General features: G+C 38.5%; 33 protein-coding genes. 25 read left to right on the forward strand and 8 right to left on the reverse strand.

Translation table 11 applies throughout. The features are described 5' to 3' along the window. Position 1: 1 nt before the first annotated feature. The 23 genes from rpsC (at position 2) to rplQ (ending at position 11,474) form a co-directional block, all read left to right on the forward strand. Positions 2-730, forward strand: a complete 729-nt coding sequence (gene rpsC, locus ACZ48L_RS07855; protein ID WP_008821983.1) for a 30S ribosomal protein S3 — start codon at positions 2-4, stop codon at positions 728-730. 14 nt (positions 731-744) lie between these two features. After that, positions 745-1,173, forward strand: a complete 429-nt coding sequence (rplP, locus tag ACZ48L_RS07860) for a 50S ribosomal protein L16 (protein WP_004335808.1) — start codon at positions 745-747, stop codon at positions 1,171-1,173. A 5-nt stretch (positions 1,174-1,178) separates the two neighbouring features. Continuing rightward, complete coding sequence (rpmC, locus tag ACZ48L_RS07865) at positions 1,179-1,373, forward strand: 50S ribosomal protein L29 (RefSeq protein ID WP_008821984.1); 195 nt, start codon at positions 1,179-1,181, stop codon at positions 1,371-1,373. A 2-nt stretch (positions 1,374-1,375) separates the two neighbouring features. Then, on the forward strand, positions 1,376-1,642 hold the full coding sequence (gene rpsQ / locus ACZ48L_RS07870; protein ID WP_004361615.1) for a 30S ribosomal protein S17: 267 nt from the start codon (positions 1,376-1,378) through the stop codon (positions 1,640-1,642). A 2-nt stretch (positions 1,643-1,644) separates the two neighbouring features. Further along, positions 1,645-2,010: a 50S ribosomal protein L14 gene (gene rplN, locus ACZ48L_RS07875; RefSeq protein WP_004352833.1), complete on the forward strand. Its 366-nt coding sequence runs from the start codon at positions 1,645-1,647 to the stop codon at positions 2,008-2,010. A gap of 20 nt (positions 2,011-2,030) precedes the next feature. Then, positions 2,031-2,348: a 50S ribosomal protein L24 gene (gene rplX, locus ACZ48L_RS07880; RefSeq protein ID WP_008821987.1), complete on the forward strand. Its 318-nt coding sequence runs from the start codon at positions 2,031-2,033 to the stop codon at positions 2,346-2,348. Then, positions 2,348-2,902, forward strand: coding sequence for a 50S ribosomal protein L5 (gene rplE / locus ACZ48L_RS07885; RefSeq protein WP_008821988.1), 555 nt, complete (start codon positions 2,348-2,350; stop codon positions 2,900-2,902). Before rplX ends, rplE begins: the two co-directional genes overlap by 1 nt. A gap of 5 nt (positions 2,903-2,907) precedes the next feature. Beyond that, positions 2,908-3,210 (forward strand): 30S ribosomal protein S14, encoded by a 303-nt coding sequence (rpsN, locus tag ACZ48L_RS07890; protein WP_008821989.1) that lies wholly within the window; start codon positions 2,908-2,910, stop codon positions 3,208-3,210. A gap of 123 nt (positions 3,211-3,333) precedes the next feature. Continuing rightward, positions 3,334-3,729 carry a 30S ribosomal protein S8 gene (gene rpsH / locus ACZ48L_RS07895; RefSeq protein ID WP_007368871.1) on the forward strand — a complete coding sequence of 132 codons (396 nt, stop codon included), beginning with the start codon at positions 3,334-3,336 and terminating at the stop codon, positions 3,727-3,729. A gap of 14 nt (positions 3,730-3,743) precedes the next feature. Continuing rightward, a complete protein-coding gene (rplF, locus tag ACZ48L_RS07900) occupies positions 3,744-4,310 on the forward strand; it encodes a 50S ribosomal protein L6 (RefSeq protein ID WP_008821990.1) in 567 nt (188 codons plus the stop codon). A 21-nt stretch (positions 4,311-4,331) separates the two neighbouring features. Next, a complete protein-coding gene (rplR, locus tag ACZ48L_RS07905) occupies positions 4,332-4,676 on the forward strand; it encodes a 50S ribosomal protein L18 (protein ID WP_008821991.1) in 345 nt (114 codons plus the stop codon). Positions 4,677-4,682: 6 nt separating this feature from the next. Next, a complete protein-coding gene (gene rpsE / locus ACZ48L_RS07910; protein WP_008821992.1) occupies positions 4,683-5,195 on the forward strand; it encodes a 30S ribosomal protein S5 in 513 nt (170 codons plus the stop codon). Positions 5,196-5,214: 19 nt separating this feature from the next. Continuing rightward, a complete protein-coding gene (gene rpmD / locus ACZ48L_RS07915; protein ID WP_008821993.1) occupies positions 5,215-5,391 on the forward strand; it encodes a 50S ribosomal protein L30 in 177 nt (58 codons plus the stop codon). Positions 5,392-5,417: 26 nt separating this feature from the next. Then, positions 5,418-5,864, forward strand: coding sequence for a 50S ribosomal protein L15 (gene rplO, locus ACZ48L_RS07920; RefSeq protein WP_008821994.1), 447 nt, complete (start codon positions 5,418-5,420; stop codon positions 5,862-5,864). Between the two features lie 4 nt (positions 5,865-5,868). Then, positions 5,869-7,209, forward strand: a complete 1,341-nt coding sequence (secY, locus tag ACZ48L_RS07925; protein ID WP_025791969.1) for a preprotein translocase subunit SecY — start codon at positions 5,869-5,871, stop codon at positions 7,207-7,209. A 16-nt stretch (positions 7,210-7,225) separates the two neighbouring features. After that, positions 7,226-8,026 (forward strand): type I methionyl aminopeptidase, encoded by an 801-nt coding sequence (gene map / locus ACZ48L_RS07930; protein WP_025791971.1) that lies wholly within the window; start codon positions 7,226-7,228, stop codon positions 8,024-8,026. Positions 8,027-8,032: 6 nt separating this feature from the next. Beyond that, positions 8,033-8,251 (forward strand): translation initiation factor IF-1, encoded by a 219-nt coding sequence (gene infA, locus ACZ48L_RS07935; RefSeq protein WP_004352768.1) that lies wholly within the window; start codon positions 8,033-8,035, stop codon positions 8,249-8,251. 12 nt (positions 8,252-8,263) lie between these two features. Further along, positions 8,264-8,380, forward strand: coding sequence for a 50S ribosomal protein L36 (gene rpmJ, locus ACZ48L_RS07940; protein ID WP_004352823.1), 117 nt, complete (start codon positions 8,264-8,266; stop codon positions 8,378-8,380). 98 nt (positions 8,381-8,478) lie between these two features. After that, positions 8,479-8,859 carry a 30S ribosomal protein S13 gene (gene rpsM, locus ACZ48L_RS07945; protein WP_004361628.1) on the forward strand — a complete coding sequence of 127 codons (381 nt, stop codon included), beginning with the start codon at positions 8,479-8,481 and terminating at the stop codon, positions 8,857-8,859. Between the two features lie 20 nt (positions 8,860-8,879). Then, a complete protein-coding gene (gene rpsK, locus ACZ48L_RS07950) occupies positions 8,880-9,269 on the forward strand; it encodes a 30S ribosomal protein S11 (protein WP_008821997.1) in 390 nt (129 codons plus the stop codon). Between the two features lie 37 nt (positions 9,270-9,306). Beyond that, positions 9,307-9,915, forward strand: coding sequence for a 30S ribosomal protein S4 (gene rpsD, locus ACZ48L_RS07955; RefSeq protein WP_008821998.1), 609 nt, complete (start codon positions 9,307-9,309; stop codon positions 9,913-9,915). 13 nt (positions 9,916-9,928) lie between these two features. Then, positions 9,929-10,927, forward strand: a complete 999-nt coding sequence (locus tag ACZ48L_RS07960; RefSeq protein ID WP_008821999.1) for a DNA-directed RNA polymerase subunit alpha — start codon at positions 9,929-9,931, stop codon at positions 10,925-10,927. A gap of 64 nt (positions 10,928-10,991) precedes the next feature. Then, positions 10,992-11,474, forward strand: a complete 483-nt coding sequence (rplQ, locus tag ACZ48L_RS07965; RefSeq protein WP_025791979.1) for a 50S ribosomal protein L17 — start codon at positions 10,992-10,994, stop codon at positions 11,472-11,474. Positions 11,475-11,557: 83 nt separating this feature from the next. On the opposite strand, the gene ACZ48L_RS07970 is transcribed toward rplQ, so the two are convergent. Genes ACZ48L_RS07970 through ACZ48L_RS07995 form a run of 6 tightly spaced genes read right to left on the reverse strand, consistent with a single transcriptional unit; the run spans position 11,558 to position 17,921 of the window. After that, positions 11,558-12,079 (reverse strand): hypothetical protein, encoded by a 522-nt coding sequence (locus ACZ48L_RS07970; protein ID WP_025791981.1) that lies wholly within the window; start codon positions 12,077-12,079, stop codon positions 11,558-11,560. Positions 12,080-12,089: 10 nt separating this feature from the next. Next, positions 12,090-12,740, reverse strand: coding sequence for a hypothetical protein (locus tag ACZ48L_RS07975; RefSeq protein WP_025791982.1), 651 nt, complete (start codon positions 12,738-12,740; stop codon positions 12,090-12,092). Between the two features lie 33 nt (positions 12,741-12,773). After that, on the reverse strand, positions 12,774-14,474 hold the full coding sequence (locus ACZ48L_RS07980) for a GTPase (protein ID WP_025791984.1): 1,701 nt from the start codon (positions 14,472-14,474) through the stop codon (positions 12,774-12,776). Between the two features lie 5 nt (positions 14,475-14,479). Next, positions 14,480-16,921, reverse strand: a complete 2,442-nt coding sequence (locus ACZ48L_RS07985) for a GTPase (RefSeq protein ID WP_025791985.1) — start codon at positions 16,919-16,921, stop codon at positions 14,480-14,482. A gap of 1 nt (position 16,922) precedes the next feature. Beyond that, complete coding sequence (locus ACZ48L_RS07990) at positions 16,923-17,699, reverse strand: hypothetical protein (protein WP_025791987.1); 777 nt, start codon at positions 17,697-17,699, stop codon at positions 16,923-16,925. A 3-nt stretch (positions 17,700-17,702) separates the two neighbouring features. Next, positions 17,703-17,921: a DUF6140 family protein gene (locus ACZ48L_RS07995; protein ID WP_025791989.1), complete on the reverse strand. Its 219-nt coding sequence runs from the start codon at positions 17,919-17,921 to the stop codon at positions 17,703-17,705. 810 nt (positions 17,922-18,731) lie between these two features. Between ACZ48L_RS07995 and ACZ48L_RS08000 the strand changes: the two genes are divergently transcribed. Further along, on the forward strand, positions 18,732-19,439 hold the full coding sequence (locus ACZ48L_RS08000) for a hypothetical protein (RefSeq protein WP_025791992.1): 708 nt from the start codon (positions 18,732-18,734) through the stop codon (positions 19,437-19,439). A 291-nt stretch (positions 19,440-19,730) separates the two neighbouring features. On the opposite strand, the gene ACZ48L_RS08005 is transcribed toward ACZ48L_RS08000, so the two are convergent. Further along, positions 19,731-20,504 carry a septal ring lytic transglycosylase RlpA family protein gene (locus ACZ48L_RS08005; RefSeq protein WP_008822002.1) on the reverse strand — a complete coding sequence of 258 codons (774 nt, stop codon included), beginning with the start codon at positions 20,502-20,504 and terminating at the stop codon, positions 19,731-19,733. An 89-nt stretch (positions 20,505-20,593) separates the two neighbouring features. Further along, positions 20,594-21,931 (reverse strand): NADP-specific glutamate dehydrogenase, encoded by a 1,338-nt coding sequence (gene gdhA, locus ACZ48L_RS08010; RefSeq protein ID WP_008822003.1) that lies wholly within the window; start codon positions 21,929-21,931, stop codon positions 20,594-20,596. Positions 21,932-22,188: 257 nt separating this feature from the next. On the opposite strand from gdhA, the gene ACZ48L_RS08015 reads away from it, so the two are divergent. Beyond that, positions 22,189-25,200 (forward strand): PEP/pyruvate-binding domain-containing protein, encoded by a 3,012-nt coding sequence (locus tag ACZ48L_RS08015; RefSeq protein ID WP_279180761.1) that lies wholly within the window; start codon positions 22,189-22,191, stop codon positions 25,198-25,200. The last annotated feature ends 345 nt before the right edge of the window (positions 25,201-25,545 follow it).

Here is a 25,545-nt window from a genome sequence, read left to right on the forward strand (position 1 = left end):
AATGGGACAGAAAGTTAATCCAATCAGCAACCGTTTGGGTATCATCCGCGGTTGGGAATCAAATTGGTTCGGTGGCAAAAACTTCGGTGACAATCTCGTAGAGGATCGTAAGATTCGTACTTACTTGAACAAACGTTTGGAGAAAGCAAGCGTATCTCGCATTGTCATTGAACGTACATTGAAGCTTGTTACCATTACTATTTGCACGGCTCGTCCGGGTATTGTTATCGGTAAAGGTGGTCAGGATGTTGATAAGCTCAAGGAAGAGCTGAAGAATCTTTTTAATAAAGAAGTACAGATTAATATCTTCGAGGTTAAGAAACCTGAGCTAGATGCAAATATTGTTGGTAATAATATAGCTCGTCAGGTTGAAGGCAAGATAGCTTATCGCCGTGCCATTAAGATGGCGATTGCCAACACTATGCGTGCTGGTGCCGAGGGTATTAAAATTCAAATTACAGGACGTCTGAATGGTGCAGAAATGGCACGTAAGGAGATGTTTAAAGAGGGACGTACCCCTTTACATACATTCCGCGCAGACATTGATTATTGTCAGACAGAGGCTCTTACTAAGGTAGGTTTGTTGGGTATCAAAGTTTGGATTTGTCGTGGTGAAGTTTATAATAAGGTAGACCTCACTCCTAACTTTACTCAGGAAAAGAACAATGGCCGTTCAAATAATGGTGGTCGCTCTGGAAGAGGTAATCGTAGAAGAAACAATAACCGTTAAAAGAAGAAGCTATCATGTTACAGCCAAAAAGAGTAAAATATAGAAGACCTCAAGATGGACGTGGCAATAAAGGTAACGCCCATAGAGGAACACAGCTGGCTTTCGGCTCATTCGGCATCAAGACACTTGAGGCTAAGTGGATCGATAGTCGTCAGATTGAGGCCGCTCGTGTAGCAGTAAACCGTTACATGAATCGTCAGGGTCAGGTCTGGATCCGCATTTTCCCAGATAAACCAATTACTCGTAAGCCTGCAGATGTGCGTATGGGTAAAGGTAAGGGTGATCCAGCTGGATGGGTTGCACCTGTAACTCCAGGTCGAGTTCTCTTTGAAGTAGAAGGCGTAAGCTTTGACATCGCAAAAGAGGCCCTTCGTCTCGCTGCACAGAAGCTGCCTGTAAAGACAAAGTTTATTGTTAGACGTGATTTCGATAAAAACGCTTAAGAAAGATGAAGATTAAAGAAGTAAAAGAACTCGAAACCAAGGATTTGGTAGAGAAGATTGAGAATGCTGAGGCAGCTTTGACAAAGATGAAGCTGAACCATCAGATTACTCCGCTTGAGAATCCATCTCAGATTAAGACCGCTCGTCGCGACATAGCTCGTATGAAAACAGAACTTCATCAGAGAGAACTTAATAAATAACAATGGTCCAGATGGAAACAAGAAATTTAAGAAAAGTAAGACAGGGTGTCGTTATTAGCAACAAAATGGATAAAACCATCGTTATTGCAGCTAAGTTCAAAGAGAAGCACCCTATTTATGGTAAGTTTGTTCAAAAGACAAAGAAATACCATGCTCATGACGAGAAGAATGAGGCAAATGTAGGTGATACAGTGCTAATCATGGAAACTCGTCCTCTTTCTAAGACAAAGAGATGGAGATTAGTTCAAATTGTAGAAAAAGCTAAGTAATTATGATACAAACAGAATCTAAACTTACAGTATGTGATAATAGCGGAGCTCGTGAAGCGAAGTGTATCCGTGTACTGGGCGGTACAGGCCGTCGTTATGCAAGTGTTGGTGACGTTATCGTAGTTGCTGTACAGAACGTCATCCCATCAAGTGAATTGAAAAAGGGTGCAGTATCGAAGGCTTTAATCGTTCGCACAAAGAAGGAAATTCGTCGTGCTGATGGTTCGTACATCCGCTTTGATGATAATGCATGTGTTTTGCTGAATAATGCTGGCGAGATTCGTGGAAGCCGTATTTTCGGTCCTGTTGCTCGTGAATTGCGTGCAGTGAACATGAAGGTCGTTTCTTTGGCACCTGAGGTTCTTTAATTATTAAATAGAATAATAAAATGGCAAAATTCCATATAAAGAAAGACGATCAGGTCATTGTTCTTGCCGGTGCAGACAAGGGAAAGACTGGAAAGGTTCTTAAGGTTATTGCAGATAAGGAACGTGCTATTGTTGAAGGCGTGAATATGGTTTCTAAGAGCACAAAACCTTCTGCTGCAAATCCTCAGGGTGGTATTGTTAAGCAGGAGGCTGCAATTCATATTTCAAATTTAAGTCTCATAGATCCGAAGAGCGGTAAGGCTACACGTATAAAGATTGAGCGTGATGGCAAGACTGTAAAGCGTATCGCTAAAAAGTCAGGGGAGGAAATTAAATAATGAATACAGCTCAGTTAAAGAAACAGTATAAGGAGCAGATTGTTCCAGCTTTGCAGAAGCAATTCAATTATTCTTCTGCTATGCAGGTCCCTGTTTTGAAGAAAATTGTTATTAATCAAGGACTTGGTGACGCAACTCAGGATAAAAAGATTATTGAGGTTGCTGTCAACGAGATATCTTCTATAACAGGTCAGAAAGCTGTTGCAACATATTCAAAGAAGGATATTGCAAACTTCAAGCTACGTAAGAAAATGCCTATTGGCGTAATGGTTACTTTGCGTCGTGAGCGTATGTATGAGTTCCTTGAAAAACTTGTTCGTGTATCTTTGCCACGTATACGTGACTTTAAAGGTATAGAGAGTAAGTTTGATGGACGTGGAAATTATACTCTCGGTATAACCGAGCAGATTATTTTCCCAGAGATTAATATTGATCAGGTTGACCGTATCCAGGGTATGAATATTACTTTCGTTACATCAGCTAAGACTGATGAAGAAGGATATGCTTTGCTGAAAGGTTTCGGACTTCCATTCAAGAATGCTAAAAACGATTAATTGATATGGCAAAAGAATCAATGAAAGCTCGCGAGGTAAAGCGTGCAAAGCTTGTAGCTCGTTATGCTGAAAAACGCGCAGCTCTGAAGAAGATTATCGCTACTTCAAGTGATCCTGAGGAGGCTTATGAGGCTGCTCGCAAGTTGCAGTCTATTCCAAAGAATGCTAACCCTATTCGTCTGCATAATCGTTGTAAGATTACAGGACGTCCAAAAGGATACATTCGTCAGTTTGGTCTCTCTCGTATCCAGTTCCGTGAGATGGCATCTCAAGGACTTATTCCTGGTGTAAAGAAAGCAAGCTGGTAATCAAAAATATCGACGCGGATAGTGAATTGTGAACATTATTTTGTATCTTTGCAGTTCATTATCCGCTTTCACGCGATTTTTAATATTGTCGGGGTAGTCCCGATTAATTAAACTTTTATATTTATGACAGATCCAATAGCAGATTATCTGACAAGACTCAGAAATGCAATCATGGCTCATCACCGTGTTGTTGAAGTTCCTGCGTCTAACTTGAAGAAATCTATCACAAAGATTCTCTTTGAGAAGGGTTACATCTTGAACTACAAGTTCGTTGAGGATGGTCCCCAAGGTTCAATCAAGGTCGCACTGAAGTACGATCCTGTAACAAAGCAGAGCGCTATCAAGAAGTTGAAGCGTGTCTCAACTCCAGGTCTTCGCCAGTATACTGGTTACAAAGACATGCCGAGAGTAATTAACGGGCTTGGAATCGCTATCCTTTCCACGTCTAAAGGTGTAATGACAGACAAGGAAGCCGCTGCTGAAAAGATTGGTGGTGAGGTTCTTTGCTACATTTATTAATTGGAGGATTGATTATGTCTAGAATAGGTAAATTACCAATTAGTATTCCTGCTGGTGTTACAGTTTCTATAAAGGATGGTGTTGTGACGGTAAAAGGTCCTAAGGGCGAGCTTTCTCAGAAAGTAGATTCTTCTATAAAAACTATTATAGAAGATGGTCAGATAACATTCGAAGTAGATGAAAATAATCCTGTAAATTATAAACAGAAGCAAGCATTCCATGGACTTTATCGTTCACTTGTCAACAATATGGTTGTTGGTGTTAGTGAAGGGTATAAGAAAACAATGGAACTCGTGGGTGTGGGTTATCGTGTTTCTAATCAAGGGAATTTAGTTGAGTTCTCTCTTGGTTATACGCATCCAATTTTTATCCAACTCCCATCAGAGGTTAAGGTTGAGACAAAGAGTGAGCGTAATCAGAATCCAATCATAACGCTTGAATCTGCTGACAAGCAGCTGCTTGGTCTCATTTGTGCAAAGATCCGTTCTTTCCGTAAGCCTGAGCCGTATAAGGGTAAAGGTATCCTGTTCCAGGGTGAGGTTATTCGCAGAAAGTCTGGTAAGACAGCTGCAGCTAAGTAACTTTTATAATTCATTACGATTATGACAACAAAGAAAGAACAAAGAAGACTTAAGATAAAGTTTCGCATTCGTAAGAGTGTGAATGGAACTGCTGAGCGTCCTCGTTTGAGCGTTTTCCGTAGTAATAAGCAGATTTACGCACAGGTTATCAATGATCTTACAGGTACTACCTTGGCTTCGGCATCTTCTCTCGGGCTTGAGAAACTGGCAAAGATTGAGCAAGCTAAGAAGGTTGGTGCACTCATAGCAGAACATGCTAAAACTGCAGGTATTGAACAGGTTGTTTTTGACCGTAACGGTTATCTCTATCATGGGCGAGTACAAGCCTTGGCTGATGCTGCACGTGAAGGAGGACTTAAATTCTAAACGATTATGGCAATGAATAGAGTAAAAGTAAATAGTGATGTAGAACTGAAGGATCGCCTGGTTGCTATCAATCGTGTGACTAAGGTTACTAAAGGTGGTCGTACTTTCACATTCGCAGCTATTGTCGTTGTAGGTGACGGTAATGGCGTTATTGGCTGGGGGCTAGGTAAAGCAGGTGAAGTAACTGCTGCCATTCAGAAAGGTACTGATGCCGCAAAGAAGAACCTTGTTAAGGTTCCTGTATTGAAAGGTACAGTTCCTCATGAGGCAGAAGCTCGTTTTAGTGGAGCTTATGTACTTCTTAAACCAGCTGCAGCTGGTACTGGGTTGAAAGCCGGTGGTGCTATGCGTGCTGTTCTAGAGAGTGCTGGTGTTACTGATGTGATTGCAAAGTCAAAAGGGTCTTCTAACCCTCACAACCTTGTGAAAGCAACAATTGCAGCTCTAGCAGAAATGCGTGATGCATATACTATTGCTGGCGAACGTGGTATCAGTATGGATAAAGTATTTAATGGTTAATAAATAGGAGATATATATAATGGCAACAATAAAGGTTAAGCAAATTAAGAGCCGTATAGGTGCTCCTAAAGACCAAAAAAGCACTTTGCTTGCACTTGGCCTCCATAGGATTTCACAGGTTGTTGAAGTAGAAGATACTCCAAGCTGTCGCGGTATGATCCGTAAGGTACATCACCTGGTATCAGTAATTGATTAATTAATCTTTAAAAAGAAACAGTAATTATGAAATTAAATAATTTGAAACCAGCTGTTGGCTCTACACATTCACGTCGTCGTATTGGTCGTGGTCCAGGTTCTGGACTCGGTGGTACTTCTACCCGTGGACATAAGGGTGCTAAATCTCGTTCTGGTTATAAGAAGAAGATAGGTTTTGAAGGTGGTCAGATGCCACTTCAGCGTCGTGTTCCTAAGGCTGGTTTTAAGAATATCAACCATAAGGAGTATTTCGCAGTAAATCTCTCAACTCTTCAAAAACTTGCTGAAAAAGACAACCTCACTAAAATTGGAATAGAAGAGCTAAAGGCCGCTGGCTTAACTAATGGCAAGCAGCTTGTAAAGGTTCTTGGTAATGGTGAGCTAAAAGCTAAGTTAGAAGTTTCAGCAAATGCTTTCTCTAAGACTGCCGAAGAAGCAATCAAGGCAGTTGGTGGTAACACAACTATAATCTAAATTGATGAAAAAGTTTATTGAGACACTGAAGAACTGTTGGAAAGTTGAGGACTTGCGTCAGCGCCTCCTCATCACCATTCTGTTCACAGCTATTTACCGCTTTGGTTCGTTTGTTGTGCTTCCTGGCATAAATCCGACCTTGTTGGAAAAATTGCAGTCACAGACCGCAGGCGGCCTTATGTCGCTTTTGGACATGTTCTCTGGTGGTGCATTTTCCCATGCGTCTATTTTTGCATTAGGAATTATGCCATACATCTCAGCTTCTATCGTTATGCAGCTTCTTGCTGTTGCAGTTCCTTATTTCCAAAAAATGCAACGTGAGGGCGAAAGTGGTACGAAGAAAATTAATTGGTATACGCGTGTCCTGACAGTAGTAATTCTACTGTTTCAGGCACCGTCCTACCTAATGAACTTAAAAATGCAAGCATCCGGTGCACTAGCTACAGGCATCGATTGGACTACATTTATGATTCCCGCAACAGTTATTCTTGCTGCAGGATCAATGTTCATACTTTGGCTTGGTGAGCGCATAACGGACAAAGGGGTTGGTAATGGAATTTCTCTAATTATCATGATTGGTATCATCGCTAGATTGCCTCAGGCTTTCTTCCAGGAAGTTAGTAGTCGCTTTACGGCTATTACTAGTGGTGGTCTTGTTATGTTTATTGTAGAGTTAATCATTCTTTATGCCGTTGTATGTGCATCAATCCTTCTGGTACAAGGAACTCGTAAAGTTCCAGTTCAGTATGCAAAACGTGTAGTAGGAAATAAACAATACGGTGGGGCACGTCAGTATATACCGTTGAAACTTTTCGCAGCCAATGTTATGCCTATCATCTTTGCTCAAGCTTTGATGTTCATTCCTTTGGCAATTGTTCAGTATTCAACTGATAATACAAGTTCAGTACTTCAGTCTCTCATGAATACTAAGAGTCTGACGTACAACTGCGTTTATGTAGTTCTCATTGTTGCATTTACCTATTTCTATACTGCGATTACACTTAATCCGACCCAAATGGCTGAAGATATGAAGCGTAATAATGGCTTTATTCCAGGTGTTAAACCTGGAAAGGATACTGCTGACTACATTGATACTGTTATGTCACGCATTACATTCCCTGGAGCTTTCTTTATTGCTTTCATTGCTGTCATGCCTGCTTTGGCTGGTCTGTTGAATGTCCAAGATGCTTTTGGTCAGTTCTTCGGTGGAACCTCTTTGTTGATTCTCGTGGGTGTTGTTATTGATACTTTACAACAAATAGAGTCACATTTGATGATGCGGCATTACGATGGACTTCTAAATTCAGGTCATACACGTAATAATAATGGAGTTTCTGCTTATTAGATCTTTATCTTGAGAGATGAATATATTTCTGAAGACAGAAGATGAAATAGAACTTATGCGCGAGGCCAACCTGTTAGTGGGTAGAACCTTAGCTGAGGTTGGTCGTCATATAAAAGAAGGAGTGACTACTCTTTTCCTCGATAAGATTGCAGAGGAGTTCATCCGTGATAATGGAGCAATACCTACTTTTAAAGGTTTTCCTAATCCATATGGATCTCCCTTCCCAGGAAGTATATGTACATCAGTGAATGATATTGTCGTCCATGGTATCCCAAGCGAGGATGTTACTCTCAAAGATGGAGATATTATTTCTGTTGACTGTGGCACCTTGTTGAATGGATTCAATGGAGATAGTTGTTATACTTTTTGTGTTGGAGATGTTTGTGAAGAAGTAAAGAATTTACTTCATACAACGAAAGAAGCACTTTATAAGGGTATTGAAGTTGCTCAAGCTGGTCGTCATGTTGGTGATATCGGTCATGTTATCCAAGATTGTTGCCAGGCCAAGGGTTATGGTATCGTTCGAGAGCTTACAGGACACGGTATCGGGAGAGAGATGCATGAGGATCCAGCAATTCCTAATTATGGGAAGCGTGGCAGTGGAATTTTATTGAAGACAGGTATGTGTATTGCTATAGAGCCCATGGTAACTATGGGTGGACGCGAAATAGGGATTCTACCTGATCGATGGAGTATAGCTACGCGTGATCGACAACCTGCATCACATTTTGAGCATACGGTTGCTATTCGTGCTGGGAAAGCGGATATTTTATCTTCGTTTGAAGAAATAGAACTTTTAGAAGGACAAAATTTTTAAGTACATATGGCAAAGCAAACTGCAATAGAGCAGGATGGAACTATTCTTGAGGCACTTTCAAATGCAATGTTCCGGGTTGAATTAGAAAATGGTGTCGACATCACAGCTCACATTTCTGGTAAGATGAGAATGCATTACATTAAAATTTTACCAGGCGATAAAGTGAAAGTTGAGATGAGTCCGTATGATTTAACCAAGGGTCGAATAGTTTTCAGATACAAATAAATAAATAGAGATATGAAGACAAGAGCATCATTAAAAAAGCGTACAGCTGACTGTAAGATCGTTCGTCGTAAAGGTCGTTTGTTCGTTATTAACAAGAAAAATCCTAAGTTCAAAATGCGTCAGGGCTAAGTTAAAAAAGTGTAAACAGGTGAGTAGTTTCATAAATAATACTTACCTTTGCATGCTTTTTAGCGTTAACTGACATTATTTTAATTAATTATTAAACAATGGCAATAAGAATTGTTGGAGTAGATTTGCCCCAGAATAAGCGTGGCGAAATCGCATTGACTTATATTTATGGTATAGGTCGAAGTAGTTCAGCAAAGATATTGGATAAGGCTGGTATTAGCCGCGACCTGAAGGTCAGCGAGTGGTCTGATGATCAAGCAGCCAAGATCCGTGAAATTATCGGTGCTGAATTCAAAGTTGAAGGTGATCTTCGTTCGGAGATCCAAATGAATATCAAGCGCCTCATGGATATAGGTTGCTATCGTGGTGTAAGACATCGTAATGGTCTTCCTGTTCGTGGTCAGAGTACCAAGAACAATGCTCGTACCCGTAAGGGAAAGAAGAAGACTGTTGCTAATAAGAAGAAGGCTACTAAGTAATTCTAAGGAGGAAATTAATTATGGCAAAGAAATCAGCAACATCTAAAAAAAGAAATGTAAGAGTTGACGCACTTGGACAGCTCCATGTACACAGCTCATTCAATAACATTATTGTATCTTTAGCTAATAACGAGGGTCAGGTTATCTCTTGGTCTTCAGCTGGTAAGATGGGATTCCGTGGATCAAAGAAGAATACTCCTTATGCTGCCCAAATGGCTGCAGAAGATTGTGCAAAGGTAGCTTTCGATCTCGGTCTTCGCAAGGTTAAGGCATATGTTAAGGGGCCTGGTAACGGTCGTGAAAGTGCTATTCGTGCGGTGAACGCTGCAGGCATTCAGGTAACAGAAATTGTTGACGTTACTCCATTGCCACACAACGGTTGTCGTCCTCCTAAGCGTCGTCGTGTATAATCACATCTTATAACTATTAAAAGAATTTATATTAATTATGGCAAGATACATAGGTCCAAAATCTCGAATCGCACGTCGCTTCGGTGAACCAATTTTCGGTGCAGATAAGGTATTAGCTAAGAGAAACTTCCCTCCAGGGCAGCATGGTAATAACCGTCGTCGCAAAGTATCTGAGTATGGTGCTCAGCTTGCAGAGAAGCAGAAGGCTAAATATACTTATGGTGTTTTGGAGCGTCAGTTCCGTAATCTGTTCGATAAGGCTGCTAAGGCAGATGGTATCACTGGTGAGGTCCTCCTTCAGAGTCTCGAGAGTCGTTTGGATAACGTAGTGTTCCGTCTTGGTATTGCACCAACTCGTGCTGCAGCTCGTCAGTTAGTAAGTCACAAGCATATTGTTGTTAATGGTAATGTTGTTAACATTGCTTCATATCAGGTAAAAGCTGGTGACGTTGTTGGCGTTCGTGAGAAAGCTAAGTCTTTGGAGGTTATTGAAGCTGCATTAGCAGGTTTCAATCACAGCAAATATCCATGGATTGAATGGGATGAGAACACTAAGTGTGGTAAATTCCTTCATCGTCCAGACCGTGCTGACATTCCAGAGAATATTAAGGAGCAATTAATCGTTGAGTTGTACTCTAAACAATAAAATCATTAAATTAATGGCGATATTAGCATTTCAAAAACCTGATAAAGTAGTGATGCTGGAGGCCAATGACCATTTCGGCAAGTTCGAATTTCGTCCTCTTGAGCCTGGCTTTGGTGTTACCATTGGTAACTCTTTGCGCCGCATTCTTCTTTCATCGCTGGAGGGTTTTGCTATCAACACTATCCGAATTGCTGGTGTTGAGCATGAATTTTCTTCAGTCCCAGGTGTGAAGGAGGATGTAACCAACATCATCTTGAATCTCAAGCAGGTGCGATTCAAGCAAGTAGTAGAAGAATTCGAGAATGAGAAAGTTAGTATCACCGTAGAGAATTCCACCGAATTCAAAGCAGGTGATATTGGTAAGTATCTGACTGGATTTGAAGTGTTAAACCCGGATTTGGTGATTTGTCATTTAGACTCCAAGGCTTCTATGCAGATTGATTTAACCATCAATAAGGGACGTGGTTATGTTCCTGCTGAGGAAAATCGTGAATTCTGCACTGATGTAAACGTACTCCCAATCGATTCCATCTACACCCCGATTCGTAACGTTAAATATGCTGTTGAACCATATCGTGTTGAGCAAAAAACCGATTATGACAAGCTAGTTGTTGAAGTTACGACTGATGGTTCCATTCATCCAAAAGATGCTTTGAAAGAAGCAGCTAAGATACTTATTTATCACTTCATGCTTTTCTCTGATGAAAAGATTACACTTGAGAATCCTGATCAGGATGGAAACCAGGAATTTGATGAAGAAGTATTGCATATGCGTCAACTTTTGAAGACTAAGTTGACAGACGCTAGTCTTAATCTAAGTGTTCGTGCACTTAACTGTCTCAAGGCAGCTGATGTTGAAACATTGGGTGACCTGGTTCAGTATAATAAGACTGATCTTTTGAAGTTCCGTAATTTTGGTAAGAAATCGCTTTCTGAGCTTGATGATTTGCTCGAGAGTCTGAATCTGTCGTTTGGAACCGACATTACAAAGTATAAATTGGATAAAGAATAGTTGACAAGTTGTCTAAACAACATCAATAAGTTGACGGGTTTATCCACAACAAGTAAAAAACAAAATGAGACATAATAAGAAATTCAACCATTTGGGTCGTACTGCTGACCACCGCGCTGCATTGCTTTCAAACTTGGCAGTTGCTTTGATTCAGCACAAAAGAATCACTACGACTCTTGCTAAGGCAAAGGCTCTTAAGAAATATGTAGAGCCGTTGATTACACGTTCTAAGAACGATACTACTAATTCACGTCGTGTGGTATTCCGTTATCTTCAGGACAAAGATGCAGTTACAGAACTTTTTAAAGAGATATCTGTTAAGGTTGCTGATCGTCCAGGTGGTTATACACGTGTGATTAAGCTTGGTACTCGCCAGGGCGATGCTGCTCAGATTGCATTCATCGAGTTGGTTGACTACAATGAGAATATGGCTAAGTCTCCAAAGGCTGAAGTTAAGAAGACTCGTCGTAGCCGTCGTTCTACAAAGAAGGCTGATGCACCTGCAGAGGCTGCAGAGAATGTTGTTGAAGAGGCAAAGGCTGAATAATTCGAATAGATTTTATCTCTATAATAAAAAACTCCCGGTACTTAATGTATCGGGAGTTTTTTTATTTGTGATAGTTAGCTTGTTTACTGTTTTAATATCCTTGACACATACCCATTATGTCGGAACCATTTATGTGCCCAGTTGGGTACCATAAAGATATAGCCAGAGATATCTTCGTGTGGGGCGCAGTCAAGTTGGTTGCCAATGATGTCTGCAGCTTCTTGTACAGATGTTCCGTATAAACGTGCTAATTCTTCGCGTATGAGCGTATATGTGATGTTACGGATAGAGGCTGCGTTGATGGGTTGATTTCCTAATAGAGCCAATAATTCTTCTTTAGAAGGGATTTTTACTTTTGGTCCTACTCGTAGTCCTTCAAAGCAGTATTCTCCATCTACTTTATACATTGTAAATCCATCTTTACGGTTGCGTTCATTACAGTCCTCTGCCATTTGACGTGCAATAGGGTGGGTGATACGTCGCAGTATCTCTGTGATAATCGGTTGATGGCGTAATTGTCCGTACGTATATCCTTCACTGTTGATTCCACCAGAACCCGATGGGATATCAGAGTCGGAGATTATGCATAACTCTTTTCTTTCCATTTATTCTTGTTTAAGTATTTTGATTAAATTTTAGTTCGAACTTTGTGTAGAAGTCTCTAATATAAATGAAGTCGAAGATGCTGAAGCTTGTATGGTCGTATAGATTGTGAAAGTGCTGATGAAGGTGTAGGTTGTAACTCCATTCTCTGTCTAATCCTTCATTCCAACAATCATCAGCATCTTGCATTCCCATGAGTTCCATTTCTGTCTTGTCATCTTCCTCTCCATGATATCCGTCGAAACTTATACAGCAGCCATATTTGCAATAGATGTCGTTATAACTTTCATCATTGAGAATCTCCCATATCATTTCTGATTCTTCTCCTTGAAAAGGATTATTTTTCGAGTATTGTCTATCTTTTCCTAAGAATATCTTACACTCGACACCTTCAAACTGCAAGCTACTTCCGCTATCTTCCAACATTTTCTTTGTGTTGTAATACAACTCTCTACTTTGTTGATAGTTTTTAATTACTACTTCTTTAAGTGTTTCGTTGAATTCCTTTAACAGCTGATAGTTTTCATCTGTTGGCTTGAATAGTTGGTTAAGGAATATTCGACGATTAAAGATGAGAGTTTCCATCTTCTCGTAACTACTTTCCAAATGAGGATTCTCATAGTAATGTATGATGTCGGAGTTGTATGTATTTGTTAGTTCCACTACATAATAATATTTCTTGACAAAACTATAATCTTATTTTTCTTTATCTATAACTCCTATGAAGTCAATATATTCGCCTTCAAGCTCCTTTATCTTTTTTGTTATTGCATCATTCCTTTTAGAGTTAATGATTATTTGATTTATTGATTGATTAACTTCATCATGTTTAGATTTGTAGTTATTTAAAACGCTTTGTAGATATTGGGTGAATTGATCTTTGATTTTATTTATTTCAGTTTGATAGCTTGTTATCATTTTATTTTTTGCTTCTCTAATTTGTTTCTCTATCTTCTTTTCTTGCTGATCATTACGTAGCTGGAGAAATATATCTAGTCCTCCTGTAATAATAGGTATTCCAAATTTATCGAATTTAGCTATGTTGCTAGCCCATCGAACAGCCTCCCATGGTTTGAAATTTTTTCCAAAGAATTTAGCTGTGCTATAAACAGTATTATGTAGAGCAGAACCAGAAGCATTACTTATTCCCCCAAAAACAGAATTAACATTTGGTGCTAAATTATTTATACTAATTGCACCATTTCTAAGCCATGCTATTGTTAAGTTTTGAGTTGTTAGATTTTGCCTTTCTGTCATCGTTATATTTGGTGCATTTAATTTCTCTTGTAAATGATCAGAATATGCAACTATAGCATCCTTATTACCAAAATCTTCTAAATCATTCATGAGAGATTTATACGTTTCTTCTATTTTTTGTTCTATGTCATTAGACGTTGTTGAAATTGTGTTTTCAAGTTTTTTGTTTAGTTCGTCTTGTTTCAGTTTCCAGTCTTCTTCTTTAATTCCTTCTCCAATTTCATTAGTTAGATTTATTACTTCTCGCATTGAGCTGGAATCGTATGAATATAGAATATTTTCAACTTCTTGTTTTAGTTCTCTTTGACTTTTTAATAATCTTTGTTCAAATTGACGATAAAATTCGGCTAAAGTAGTATCAATTGCTGATACAGCAATGTTTTTAGCGTAACTTTGCAATAGTCGGATAGGAGTATCAAATTGTTTTTTTATTACGCCTTTTCTGCTTACGAAAGAGTTAAGCATATCAATAAACTGCTCAAAATGGCTTACTTGAACAAATTCCTGATCGTTATCTTCTATTCCTTCAATATACTCATAGGCATCAATAAAAGCTATAGGGAAATCAGACAACTTATATCCTCTTTCAGTAAACATATTAGCAAGAGAGGTCGTGTAGTTTCTAACTAGATCATCATAGTTCCCTGATTCCATACCCATTTTATTTATGATAATAAACATTTTATCTGCAAAATGTTGATTATATGCTAAATCAATGAAGTTGTTGAAAACAATGTCATCAAAGAGTTGACTTGTTAAAACATAGAATATTAAATCACAGTTAGATAAAGCTTCTTTTGTACTTATATCATGTGCTTCTGTCTTTCCTGCTAATATTCCAGGTGTGTCCATTAGAATAATATTATTCCAATGATATTCTGATACTTTATCTGTAGCTACGTTTGCATCTATCTTTATGTCTTTACATCCTGTAAGTGCAGAAATGATGGTAGATTTACCCGCACTATATTGTCCAACGAATGCAATTTTTAATTGCTTTCTATCTGTGACAGTAGCAAGATCAGAATTTAACTGTTGAACTAAATCTTCACAATTTGTTTCTGTGAGTAGTTCTCTTGTTTTGTCTGTGAGTATATCAAGACGTTGATGATATACTGCATAATTCAATTTCTTATCCATTTGTTTTATTTAAAGATTATATTCATTTGTGTAGCTTTTTCAGCTTCTTTTTTCTCTCTATCACTACAGTTTGTCGTGTAGTGGTATGTTAGAGTCTGTTTTTCCCAATCTCGTTCAACAGGAAACATTTGCCTTATCTCTTTTTCTTGTAGTTGGGATAGTTTCTTGACTGCAAATGGTTCTTTATGTACATATTCCAAGATTCTTAGACTGATAAGAGCATTTATATTCTGCTCCTTTCCTATACATTTTTCTTGTATATCTTCCAAAATTCTTATTAGTTTTTCTACTTCATCTATATATGTTCCTAATAAGCTTTTTAAACTATTATTCATAAAACTTATAGAAGAATGTATTTTATCAAGAGTTTCTTTTTTATTAGTATTGATGTTTTTCTCAATGTTTTCGTATAGCTGTTCTCTGAGCTTTTTCTTGGCTTTTTTCTTTTTGTCCTCTTTGGATTCGAATAAGGATGTGAAAAATCCAACTATGCCTGAGACTATAAGTGTGCATGCCGCCAATATCCAGCCTCCAGGATGCCACAACTGTGAAATTATAACAGGAGCTATGGCTGTAATAATTGCGCCTGTTATTCCAGCTCCAAGTCTTGTGTCGTAGATAGAGTCTGTTTGGACAGATACTGTAGATGAAATTTTGTCTATAAATTTAATATCAGAACTTATTTCTTCTATTCTTTCTTTTATTTCTTCATTGAAGTTTTTCAGTTTTTTTGTTATTTGTTCGTTTAAATCAGATATTTTATTTCCCACATTAGAATCCTCTTCCCATGTCTTGCCTACATTCTTGTTTTCGTAATTTATATCTGCAAAGATGGCGGCATAATTATTTAGGTCATCTTGAGTTGACTTAAATAACTTAGCTATATTATTTGTCAGTTTGCTTGATTCCCTTTGAAAAAACTCTTTTAAACTGTCATTTTTCTTTTTGAGTGATTCTGTACTTTTCTTTAATTGAACAATATCACTATGAAGTTGTTGGTGAAAAAGATGTATTTGGTATGCTGTACCATCTATAACACTAAGACTTTTCTTTAAACTGCCCGACTCATATACTTCCTTTTTAACAGAACGTATAAACTCCATAATATTTGAGCCTTCGAGTAAACTTTTATAATTCTCAGGATTACTTTCCTTTTCTTGCATTGCTATTTGGGCTGCAAGTAGGTGGATTGGAATAACCTTAACTGCATCCATATTATATTTACCATCAAGTCTTTCTCGTATTCTATCGAGATGGCCTTGAATAGATTGTGGTCCATTACACTCACGCCATCTATGAGGATCTCTTAAAAATCTTTTAAGTCTGATACTTTCTGTAAGATTACTTTTTACATTTAAAATTATATATAATGGTTTGTTGCGTTCTTTAATTGTCTCAAAAAAATCAAACTCTGTTTCTTGAATAGCATCACTTGTCACAATATAACATATTAAGTCTGCTTCATCAATAATTGATTTTGCAATTTCTGTATCAACATCCCCACCTGGTGCTCCAATTCCAGGAGTGTCAACAATACGTAATTTGTCCCAATACCAACTACGGTTATAACGTGTTGTACGCAGCTTTCCTACACCAATATCATCATTTTTTTCTTGTGTGATGATTTTGTGAAATGTACTCTTACCAGCTTTTGTTCTGCCCATAAAAGCTATAGTAAAGTAACGGAAATTCCTTTTTTTCTTATCTAGTACTGCAAGGTTTTCTGCCAGAGAACTATTTATCATTGTGTTGAAATGATTTTTAGTACCCTGCACAACATCTATAATCTGTTGTACTTCTTTTCTTGAAGTTTGAGGACAGGCAAGTTTGTCTATTTCTTGTTTTCCAACAATCAAATCCTCATTGGTTTTCTTTATTATTTCTGTTACACTGTTAAGATCTATGATTGCTTCATCTGAAATTTTTTCAATCACAGTAGAAAAGCCTAGGCTCCCAAAAAGGTGGTCCATGTTTCTCTCACTTTCTTTGTTTAGAAAGTTGTTATAAACGGTCTTTTGTATCTTTCCGATTACTTTTTGATATAGCTTAAGTCTTGTTGATTCTATTTCTTGTTCATTGAGTATGGATTTTTGAGATAAAATATCTTTGTAATCTATTTGGAGGCTTTGCGCTATATGTTCTATTAGCTCTTGTTCTTGTGCAGAAATATAGTTATCACTAAATGCTATATCTGAGAGAATCTCTATAATTTCTTTTTTCTGTTCTTCAGTTAACTGCTCTCCTTTTAATTCAAGTAGAAGTTCCTCAATGCTTTTCTTGTTTTCATCATCAGAGAATATTTTTTGTTTCTCTATGGATAGCTCTTTTGTGTTGTCAACGTTAAGATAATTTTCTAGTACGCTGATTTCTTTTGTGTTAATTTCTCCGTCTGCAACGATTAAGTGACAGGCCAAAAGAAATACGCAGTTTTGATATTTTTCTGACATATTAGTTATTTTTGTTGTTATATTTCTTATATTCAAGGACAAGCCCATATATCTTCATCTGAAGATAATAGCCGAGCTGAGGAAGAAAAAATAGCAGTATTAGTAAGAGTCTTATAAGATTCAATATACATATTGTTTTATATGCTGTGTCTTGTATACCTATACATTTTAAACATGGAAATATCTGAGGAAGTAAATAAACAAATTGTAAGTATAAAAAATTAATTATAAATAAAAAGACAGGATTAATTGAAAAAGTATGAATAATTCCTTGAATACTATTTCTAAAGTCATCAAGATTTGTTGGTATTCTTAGCAATACAGCAATAATAATCAAAGAAGCAATTAGTAATATAATAGGCTTTAAAGCAAAGTAGGAATTCTCGTCAGAACACTCCTTAAATAGTATAGCTAGGAGGGCTGCTATAACAATTGGCCAGACATTTCGTAAGAAGGCTAATAAGGCTTCTAAGGAAGAAACGTTGTTTATGCAATACGATTTCCAGCCCTCATAGTAGGCTTCGTAATATGTTTTTACTTTTGTGTTTTTTTCTTTGTGTTCTGCTTCACTTATTAATTTATCCAAGTTTCTAAAAAGAAGACCGATAGACGCCTCGTTTAGTTTACTATACAAAGCACCTGCTATATAAGCTACAAAAAGCAGCCACCATTGGTCATTCAAGTTGCTGTCTACTGGTAAACATAGAAACATTAGTGCCAAACCTACAATGATATTGTTGAGTAGTTCGTATAGGCTGATAGATGTAGGCATATTCATGATTTATAATTTTTCTACATTTAAATACGCAGGGTTTAAAGCATTCATCTTCTTTAGGTCTACACCGAAGTGGTTGAAGAAGAGAGTGTTGATTTTGTCTCGTTCTTTGTCGTTTGAAAGAACGTTTGAGAAGAATGCAGCATACTGGATGCTCATACCTGATTCTATAACCATGCCATCACAGTGCTTTGACATCTTCACGGTAATTCTGAAAAGTGCCATGTTTTTTGTTTTTAGTTATAATTGTATTAGACGAAGTCAAAAGAAGAAAGGGGACACGGCCCGCTTTATCTTTATTTATCCGGTTCGGTTCTGGAAAACACCTTGGAGTCAAAATAAAGTAAAGACAGTCCATGCCCCCATATAGGATAGGGGCACAGAACCTGCCTAAACTCGATTAATGACGACTCCTTAGTTTAATTTTCCAGATTTAACCGGGTCGAATAACCTCGTTTGCAAGTTTTGTGCAATGAATGGCGAGTGGTTTGTAAAATGCCCACCAAACATGGCACAAATGTAGGGAATTTATTGGAAATGACAAAATAATAATGAAATAAAGTAAAGAAAATACAATAAAAAGTATATATAATAATACTACTCTAAAGAAAATAATTACGATATATTTGTTTGGTAAAATATGTTCAGTAGAAAGTTTGTTTACTATTTTAGCTAAAGGAAGCTATCACATTTTAGCCTATTGGCTATCAAATTTGCTTTCCTCTTTATCCATCCTTCCCCAGATTCTTTTATAAAGCTCATGGTTGTTGCCGAAGGGATAAAAGCCGAGAATATGCCAATTAGGAGGGTAAGTGTGACGGCTGTTGCAATTTGGACAGGGCATTGGAACAGACATAACAGTTGCTTCATGCTCAATATTTAATGTGTGGAAAGTGTTGTCTCAGTCATCGCATTTGAAATTCATTTAGTAGCCTAAACATAATTTTATAGGGTTTTCCCCATACGAAGTAGGGGAATGTCTTTGGCGATATGTGAAATTGTGCTTACTTTTGTAACTATAAAATAAAAGGAAGTATGAAGAATTTATTTGTTCTCCCTATTTTCACAGTCATCTTTTTGAGTAGTTGTGGAACTTATGCAGGCTCTGGAGCCATGACAGGTGGCTCATTAGGTAGTGTCTTGGGTAGTGCCATTGGAGGTATTGCTGGGGGAGGACGTGGCTCTAATATTGGTACTATTGTCGGAATGGCAGGTGGTGCTATGGTTGGTGCGACAATAGGTGCAAAAGCTGATAAGCATAATAAGAGCTCTATAGTGGATAATGTTTATGATTCTCAGGATAATAGTCACATTGATACTTGTGTTTCTATTCAGGATAGGGGTGTTGCCTCATCAGATACAGTAGAACACAATGTGTTTTTGGACAATAGAAGTACTCCTTATGTTGAAATCACGAATGCTTATCTTTCTGATAACAATCATGATGGTGTTTTATCCCGTAATGAGGAAGGTAAGCTCATTTTTGATATTACTAATTATGGCACTGTAGCCGTAAATAACATACAACCATCCGTAGTGATGATAGCAGATGAACAAGACATCCAGATTAGTCCCTCCATTAATGTTGTGACTATTGCTCCAGGAAAGACAATCCGCTATACAGCTACCATAAAAGCTGGTAAAAAGCTAACAAATGGCAGTACCACTTTTGCTTTGACAGTTCTTCAGGGTAAAAGGAGTATCTGTAAAGTTAATAAATTAGAGATAACGACAAGAAAATAAGTTGATAAATAAATTAATTAAGGCTATAATTGTACTAACTAATAATTAATCTTTGTTTGACACCAGTAGGGACAGATTTTTATATCTGTCCCTATTTTGTTTTGGTATCTTTCTTTAGAATTCTATTCTAGTAGTAGTTTAGTTGTTTTTTTGTCTATGATAAATAAAAGTATTTTTCAAGATCTCTTTAAATAAAAGGAGTAGGAGATTTCCATTGTCCTAAATTAATATTTTATTGGACTAATGAAAATCTCCTACTCCTTTTATTTTAATATTTTCTTTTTGACAGTTTTATTCGAAAAATCCTGTTACACCATCTTTAATGCGTTTAAAGAAATTGGTCCAGCTACTACTTGCACCATTTTTTCTGTTAGATGGTTGTGTTGTTTGTTTATTTTGTTGTGTAGTTGGCTTACTCTGTTGAGATTGTCGTGTCGCTTGATTCGTAGTCTTTGATGTCGATGTCTGTCGTGCAGATTGTGTAGTATTAACCCTACGTGTCTCAATATTTCCTCCTTTATCTGTTTGTTGTGCTGCTTGTCGGCGATTAAGATATGTATCTACCTTGCGTTCAATTTCCTTAGGCTTGTCTTCTTCAACCTTCTCCCATTCTGGAATGAACTCATAACATACTCCAGCAGTACCATATTCAACTTCTGGAACTTCTATACCTTTTGATTCTGTAGCATAAGGAATCTCAGTTTCTTTTGGTACAACTTCCACCTTTACATAAGCGACACCACTTGCTAATGTACCTAGCTCCCGTGCAGCTGCATATGATAAGTCAACTACTCGTCCGCGTACGAATGGTCCGCGGTCAGTTACTCTAACAATGACCGATCTACCGTTCCTTGGATTCGTTACCTTTAAACGTGTCCCAAATGGGAGTGTACGATGTGCACAAGTGAAACCATTACGGTCATACCGTTCGCCGTTACTCATCCGACGACCGTGTAGTCCGTTGCTGTAATAAGAAGCTTTACCCCCCGACTGTGCATGTACCGTCAGTGTAAAGAAACTGAATAGCAAAAAAAACGCTATCAGGAGAAGTCTGATTTTATACATAATAATCTATTTATAACCAGTCTTCCCCTGATGGGTTTATCCTCTCCCAGTTACAAGAAACTAGGAGAGGAGAGAATAACTGGTATTGTTTAAATGACGCCCTGGTCAAGCATAGCTTTCGCTACCTTCATGAAACCAGCAATATTAGCGCCCTTCACATAATCAACATATCCATCGTTCTGCTTGCCATACTTCACGCACTGCTCGTGTATAGAGCTCATGATGTAATGCAGCTTCTGGTCAACTTCCTCTGGACTCCATGAGAGACGGAGTGAGTTCTGTGACATTTCGAGACCTGATGTGGCAACACCACCGGCATTAACAGCCTTACCTGGTGCAAAGAGTTGTTTAGCTGCTGTGAACTTCTCTGCAGCTTCTGCTGTACAACCCATGTTTGAAACTTCAGCAACGCACAAAGGTTTGCATGCCAAAATCTTGTCTGCATCCTCACCGTTAAGCTCGTTCTGTGTAGCACATGGCAAGTAGATGTCTGCCTTCTGTCCCCATGGCTTCTGTCCTTTGAAGAACTTAGAACCTGGATATTTCTCTGCGTAAGGCTCACAAACGTCGTTACCGCTGTTGCGAAGTTCGAGCATGTACTCAATCTTCTCACCGCTAATACCATCAGGATCATAGATATATCCGTCAGGACCACTCAGTGTGATAACCTTAGCACCTAATTCTGTAGCTTTCTTTGCTGCACCCCATGCAACGTTTCCAAAGCCTGACAAAGCAACAGTTTTGCCTTTAATGTCAAGTCCGTGGGTCTCCATCATCTGGTGAACAAAGTAGAGTGCACCATAACCTGTAGCCTCAGGGCGGAGGATTGAACCACCCCATTCTCTGCCCTTACCTGTGAGCATACCTTGGAACTGGTGTGTTAGCTTACGATACTGGCCAAAGAGATAACCAATTTCTCTACCGCCAACACCAATATCACCTGCAGGAACATCCTCATCAGGGCCAATGTGACGATACAACTCGTTCATGAATGACTGGCAGAAACGCATGATTTCTGCATCACTCTTACCGCGTGGAGAGAAGTCAGAACCACCTTTACCACCACCCATAGGTAATGTGGTGAGTGCATTTTTGAATGTCTGCTCGAATCCGAGGAACTTCAGAATGCTGAGGTTTACTGATGCGTGGAAACGTAAACCACCCTTGTAAGGCCCAATAGCACCATTAAATTGTACACGGTAACCAATGTTTACCTGCACTTTACCCTTATCATCCACCCATGGTACACGGAATGTGATGATACGTTCTGGCTCAACGATACGCTCGATGATGCTTGCGTTTTCAAACTCTGGGTGCTGGTTGTAGACATCCTTTACAGATATCAACACTTCGCGCACTGCCTGTAAATACTCAGACTCACCTGGATGCTTCTGCTCCAGTGCTTGCATGATTTTTTCGACTTCCATAGTAAATTGACTTTTATTTGTTTATGTTAGTTAGTATCATTCGGTTAGAATGGTACGGCAAATGTATCCAAAAATTGTCAGACCTCCAAAAGAAAATTGCAAAATCTTCTAAAGAATAGTTTTATTATGAAAGTTCCCATGCTAACGAAAGGTAATCACGTGTATGCAAAATAATAAAAAAAATCTCATTTTAGCAACCAAAAGCTATGTTGACTTGTATTTATTTCGTATTTTTGTCCAAAATTAAGTTTCTGCCAATGAGTGATCAAATTCCTGCACAGTGGAGCAATTTCTACCTAAAAGATGTTAGCTTCGTTAATTTGATGATGCGTCGTATCTACAATGTTCTTATTGTGGCTAATCCTTATGATGCTTTCATTTTAGAGGATGATGGACGTGTTGAAGAGAAAATTTATAATGAGTACATGGAGCTAGGATTACGTTATCCGCCTACCTTTACTCAGGTTTCGACAACAGAAGAGGCAGCAAAGATACTTAATACGGTTGACATAGACCTTGTTATCTGTATGCCAGGTAATGCTGATAATGATGCTTTCGATGTAGCACGAGCAGTAAAAGCTGATTTCCCTGATATACATTGTGTTGTTTTGACGCCTTTCTCTCACGGTATTACGAAGCGTATCCAGCACGAAGATCTGAGTATCTTCGATTATGTTTTCTGCTGGTTGGGAAACACGAACCTTATTCTTTCCATTATTAAACTAATGGAGGATAAGATGAATATAGATAATGATATTGAGGAAGCAGGGGTACAGATGATACTTCTAGTGGAGGATTCCATTCGTTTTTATTCATCTATTCTACCTAATTTATATAGTTATATCCTCACTCAAAGTCAGAATTTTGCAACAGAAGCCCTAACTCGTCACGATGCTTCCCTGCGTCAACGTGGTCGTCCTAAGGTCGTTCTTGCCCGTACTTATGAGGAGGCATGGGCCATTTATCAGCGTTATAAGGACAACTGTTTGGGTGTAATTTCTGATGCACGCTTCCCTATAGATAATGTGAAGGATGATGCTTTAATTGCTGCAGGGCATCAAGTGAATGTCACTAAGGATGCTGAAGCTGGTCTGAAACTACTCCGTGCAATCCGTGCCACAGATGAATATGTCCCGCTTATCATGGAAAGTTCTGAGAGTGAGAACCGCGAGAAGGCTGAAGCAGAGGGTTTCCGCTTCGTGGATAAGAACTCAAAGAAGATGAATGTGGACCTCCGGCACCTGCTAGAAGAGCATATGGGGTTTGGTGACTTCATCTTTCGTAATCCTAAAACGCATGAAGAAGTCATGCGTGTACGTAATCTTAAGGACCTTCAAGATAATATCTTTAAGATTCCCCGCGACTCTATGCTCTATCACATCTCACGCAATCATGTCAGTCGTTGGCTATCTGCACGTGCCATTTTCCCTGTATCTTCTTTCTTGAAGGATATCACTTGGCATAAGTTACAGGATGTTGATGTGCACAGACAGATTATTTTTGATGCGATTGTAGCTTATCGTCGAATGCGTAATGAGGGTGTTGTTGCCGTTTTCGACCGCTATAAGTTCGACCGCTATGCACACTTTGCGCGTATTGGTGACGGTTCTTTGGGTGGAAAAGGACGTGGTTTGGCTTTCCTTGATAACGTTATCAAACGTCATCCAGACTTCAATGGCTTCACCAATGCCACTGTTCAAATTCCAAAGACAGTTGTTCTCTGCACGGATGTGTTTGATAGTTTCATGGATCAGAACAATCTTTATCAGATAGCATTAAGTGATGCCAGTGACGATGAGATACTCCATGCCTTTCTTCAGGCACAGTTACCTGATACTTTTATTGGTGATTTCTTTGCTTTCTTTGAGGCAACACACTCTCCAATAGCCATTCGTTCCAGTTCATTATTGGAAGATAGCCATTACCAACCATTTGCTGGAATATATTCTACTTATATGATTCCATATCTAGAAGATAAGTATGAAATGCTCAGAATGTTGGCTTGTGCTATTAAGGCTGTTTATGCTTCTGTTTATTATCATGACTCAAAGGCTTACATGACAGCAACAAGTAATGTCATAGATCAGGAGAAAATGGCAGTAATCCTGCAGCAAGTAGTAGGTAAAGAGTATGGAGATCATTTCTATCCAAATATCTCTGGTGTCTTACGATCACTGAATTATTATCCTATAGGGGAGGAACAAGCCGAAGAAGGAATTGTTTCTTTGGCATTGGGGTTAGGAAAATATATCGTAGATGGGGGACAGACACTACGTGTATCGCCCTTCCATCCACGTCAAGTCTTACAGATGAGTGAGATGGACATTGCTTTACGTGAGACACAAACCCAATTCTATGCACTTGACATGAAGCATGTGGGAGAGGATTTCAGGGTTGATGATGGCTTTAATATTCTAAAACTGAAAGTAAAGGATGCTGAGGCAGATAACAGTCTACACTTTATAGCCTCTACTTATCTTCCTAACGACCAGACAATCTATGATGGAATCTATGATGGTGGACGGAAGATTATCTCTTTCTGTGGTGTATTGCAGCAGGATGTATTCCCATTACCAGAATTGCTACAGATGGCTATGCGTTATGGTGCTGATGCCATGCGTCGCCCTGTAGAGATAGAGTTTGCTGTCAATTTGAATACCGATCGAACAGGGGAACTGTATCTTCTCCAGATTCGTCCGATAGTCGATTCAAAACAGATGTTGGATGAAGACCTGGAAAAGATTCCTGATAGCCAGTGTCTACTACGTAGTTATAACTCTTTAGGACATGGTATCTCGGATGATGTAACGGATGTTGTCTATGTGAAGACTGATGCTTCTTTTACGGCAATGAACAATCCTGCCATTGCGGATGAAATTGAACAAATCAATCGAAAGTTCCTTGCTGAAGATAAAAATTATGTTCTCATAGGACCTGGTCGATGGGGATCAAGTGATCCTTGGCTTGGTATTCCTGTTAAATGGCCGCATATTTCTGCTGCACGTATTATCGTGGAAGAAGGATTGGAACACTATCGTGTAGATCCCAGTCAAGGTACCCACTTCTTCCAGAACCTTACTTCTTTCGGTGTAGGCTACTTCACTATCAATCCATATAAAGAGGATGGTGTCTATCAGCGAAGTATCCTTGATGCTTTACCAGCAGTTGAAGAGACGAAGTGGGTACGCCATGTCCGTTTCCCTAAACCATTGAAGATAATGATGGATGGTAAGAAGCAAGAAGGGGTAGTGGTGTATCCTCAAGAGTAAAGGAGAGTGTGAAAGAGTGAAAGGGACCAATACGGCAGACATTATGTGTGTTATTGTTCACTTGTTTCTTCATCATATTCTGTTGTCATAGATACCTTATTATATAAGGTGTAGTGATAGGGAAGCATCTATTATCTTATTTCCTATTTATGTGCGGCAGCCTAGCACTACTGGTGTTGCAGCCCAGCACCAATGGAGTTGTTGGTAAGCACCAATGGTGCTGATGGCTTAGCACATCGCAGAATGTAGTTAATGTGAGTACAATCTATAGTTAAAAGGATAATTAATTACCAATGATCATCAAGCTCAGTTTGATCATTGGAAGATGTTTTGTAGGAAAATGAA

Source organism: Prevotella histicola (genome assembly GCF_055385135.1).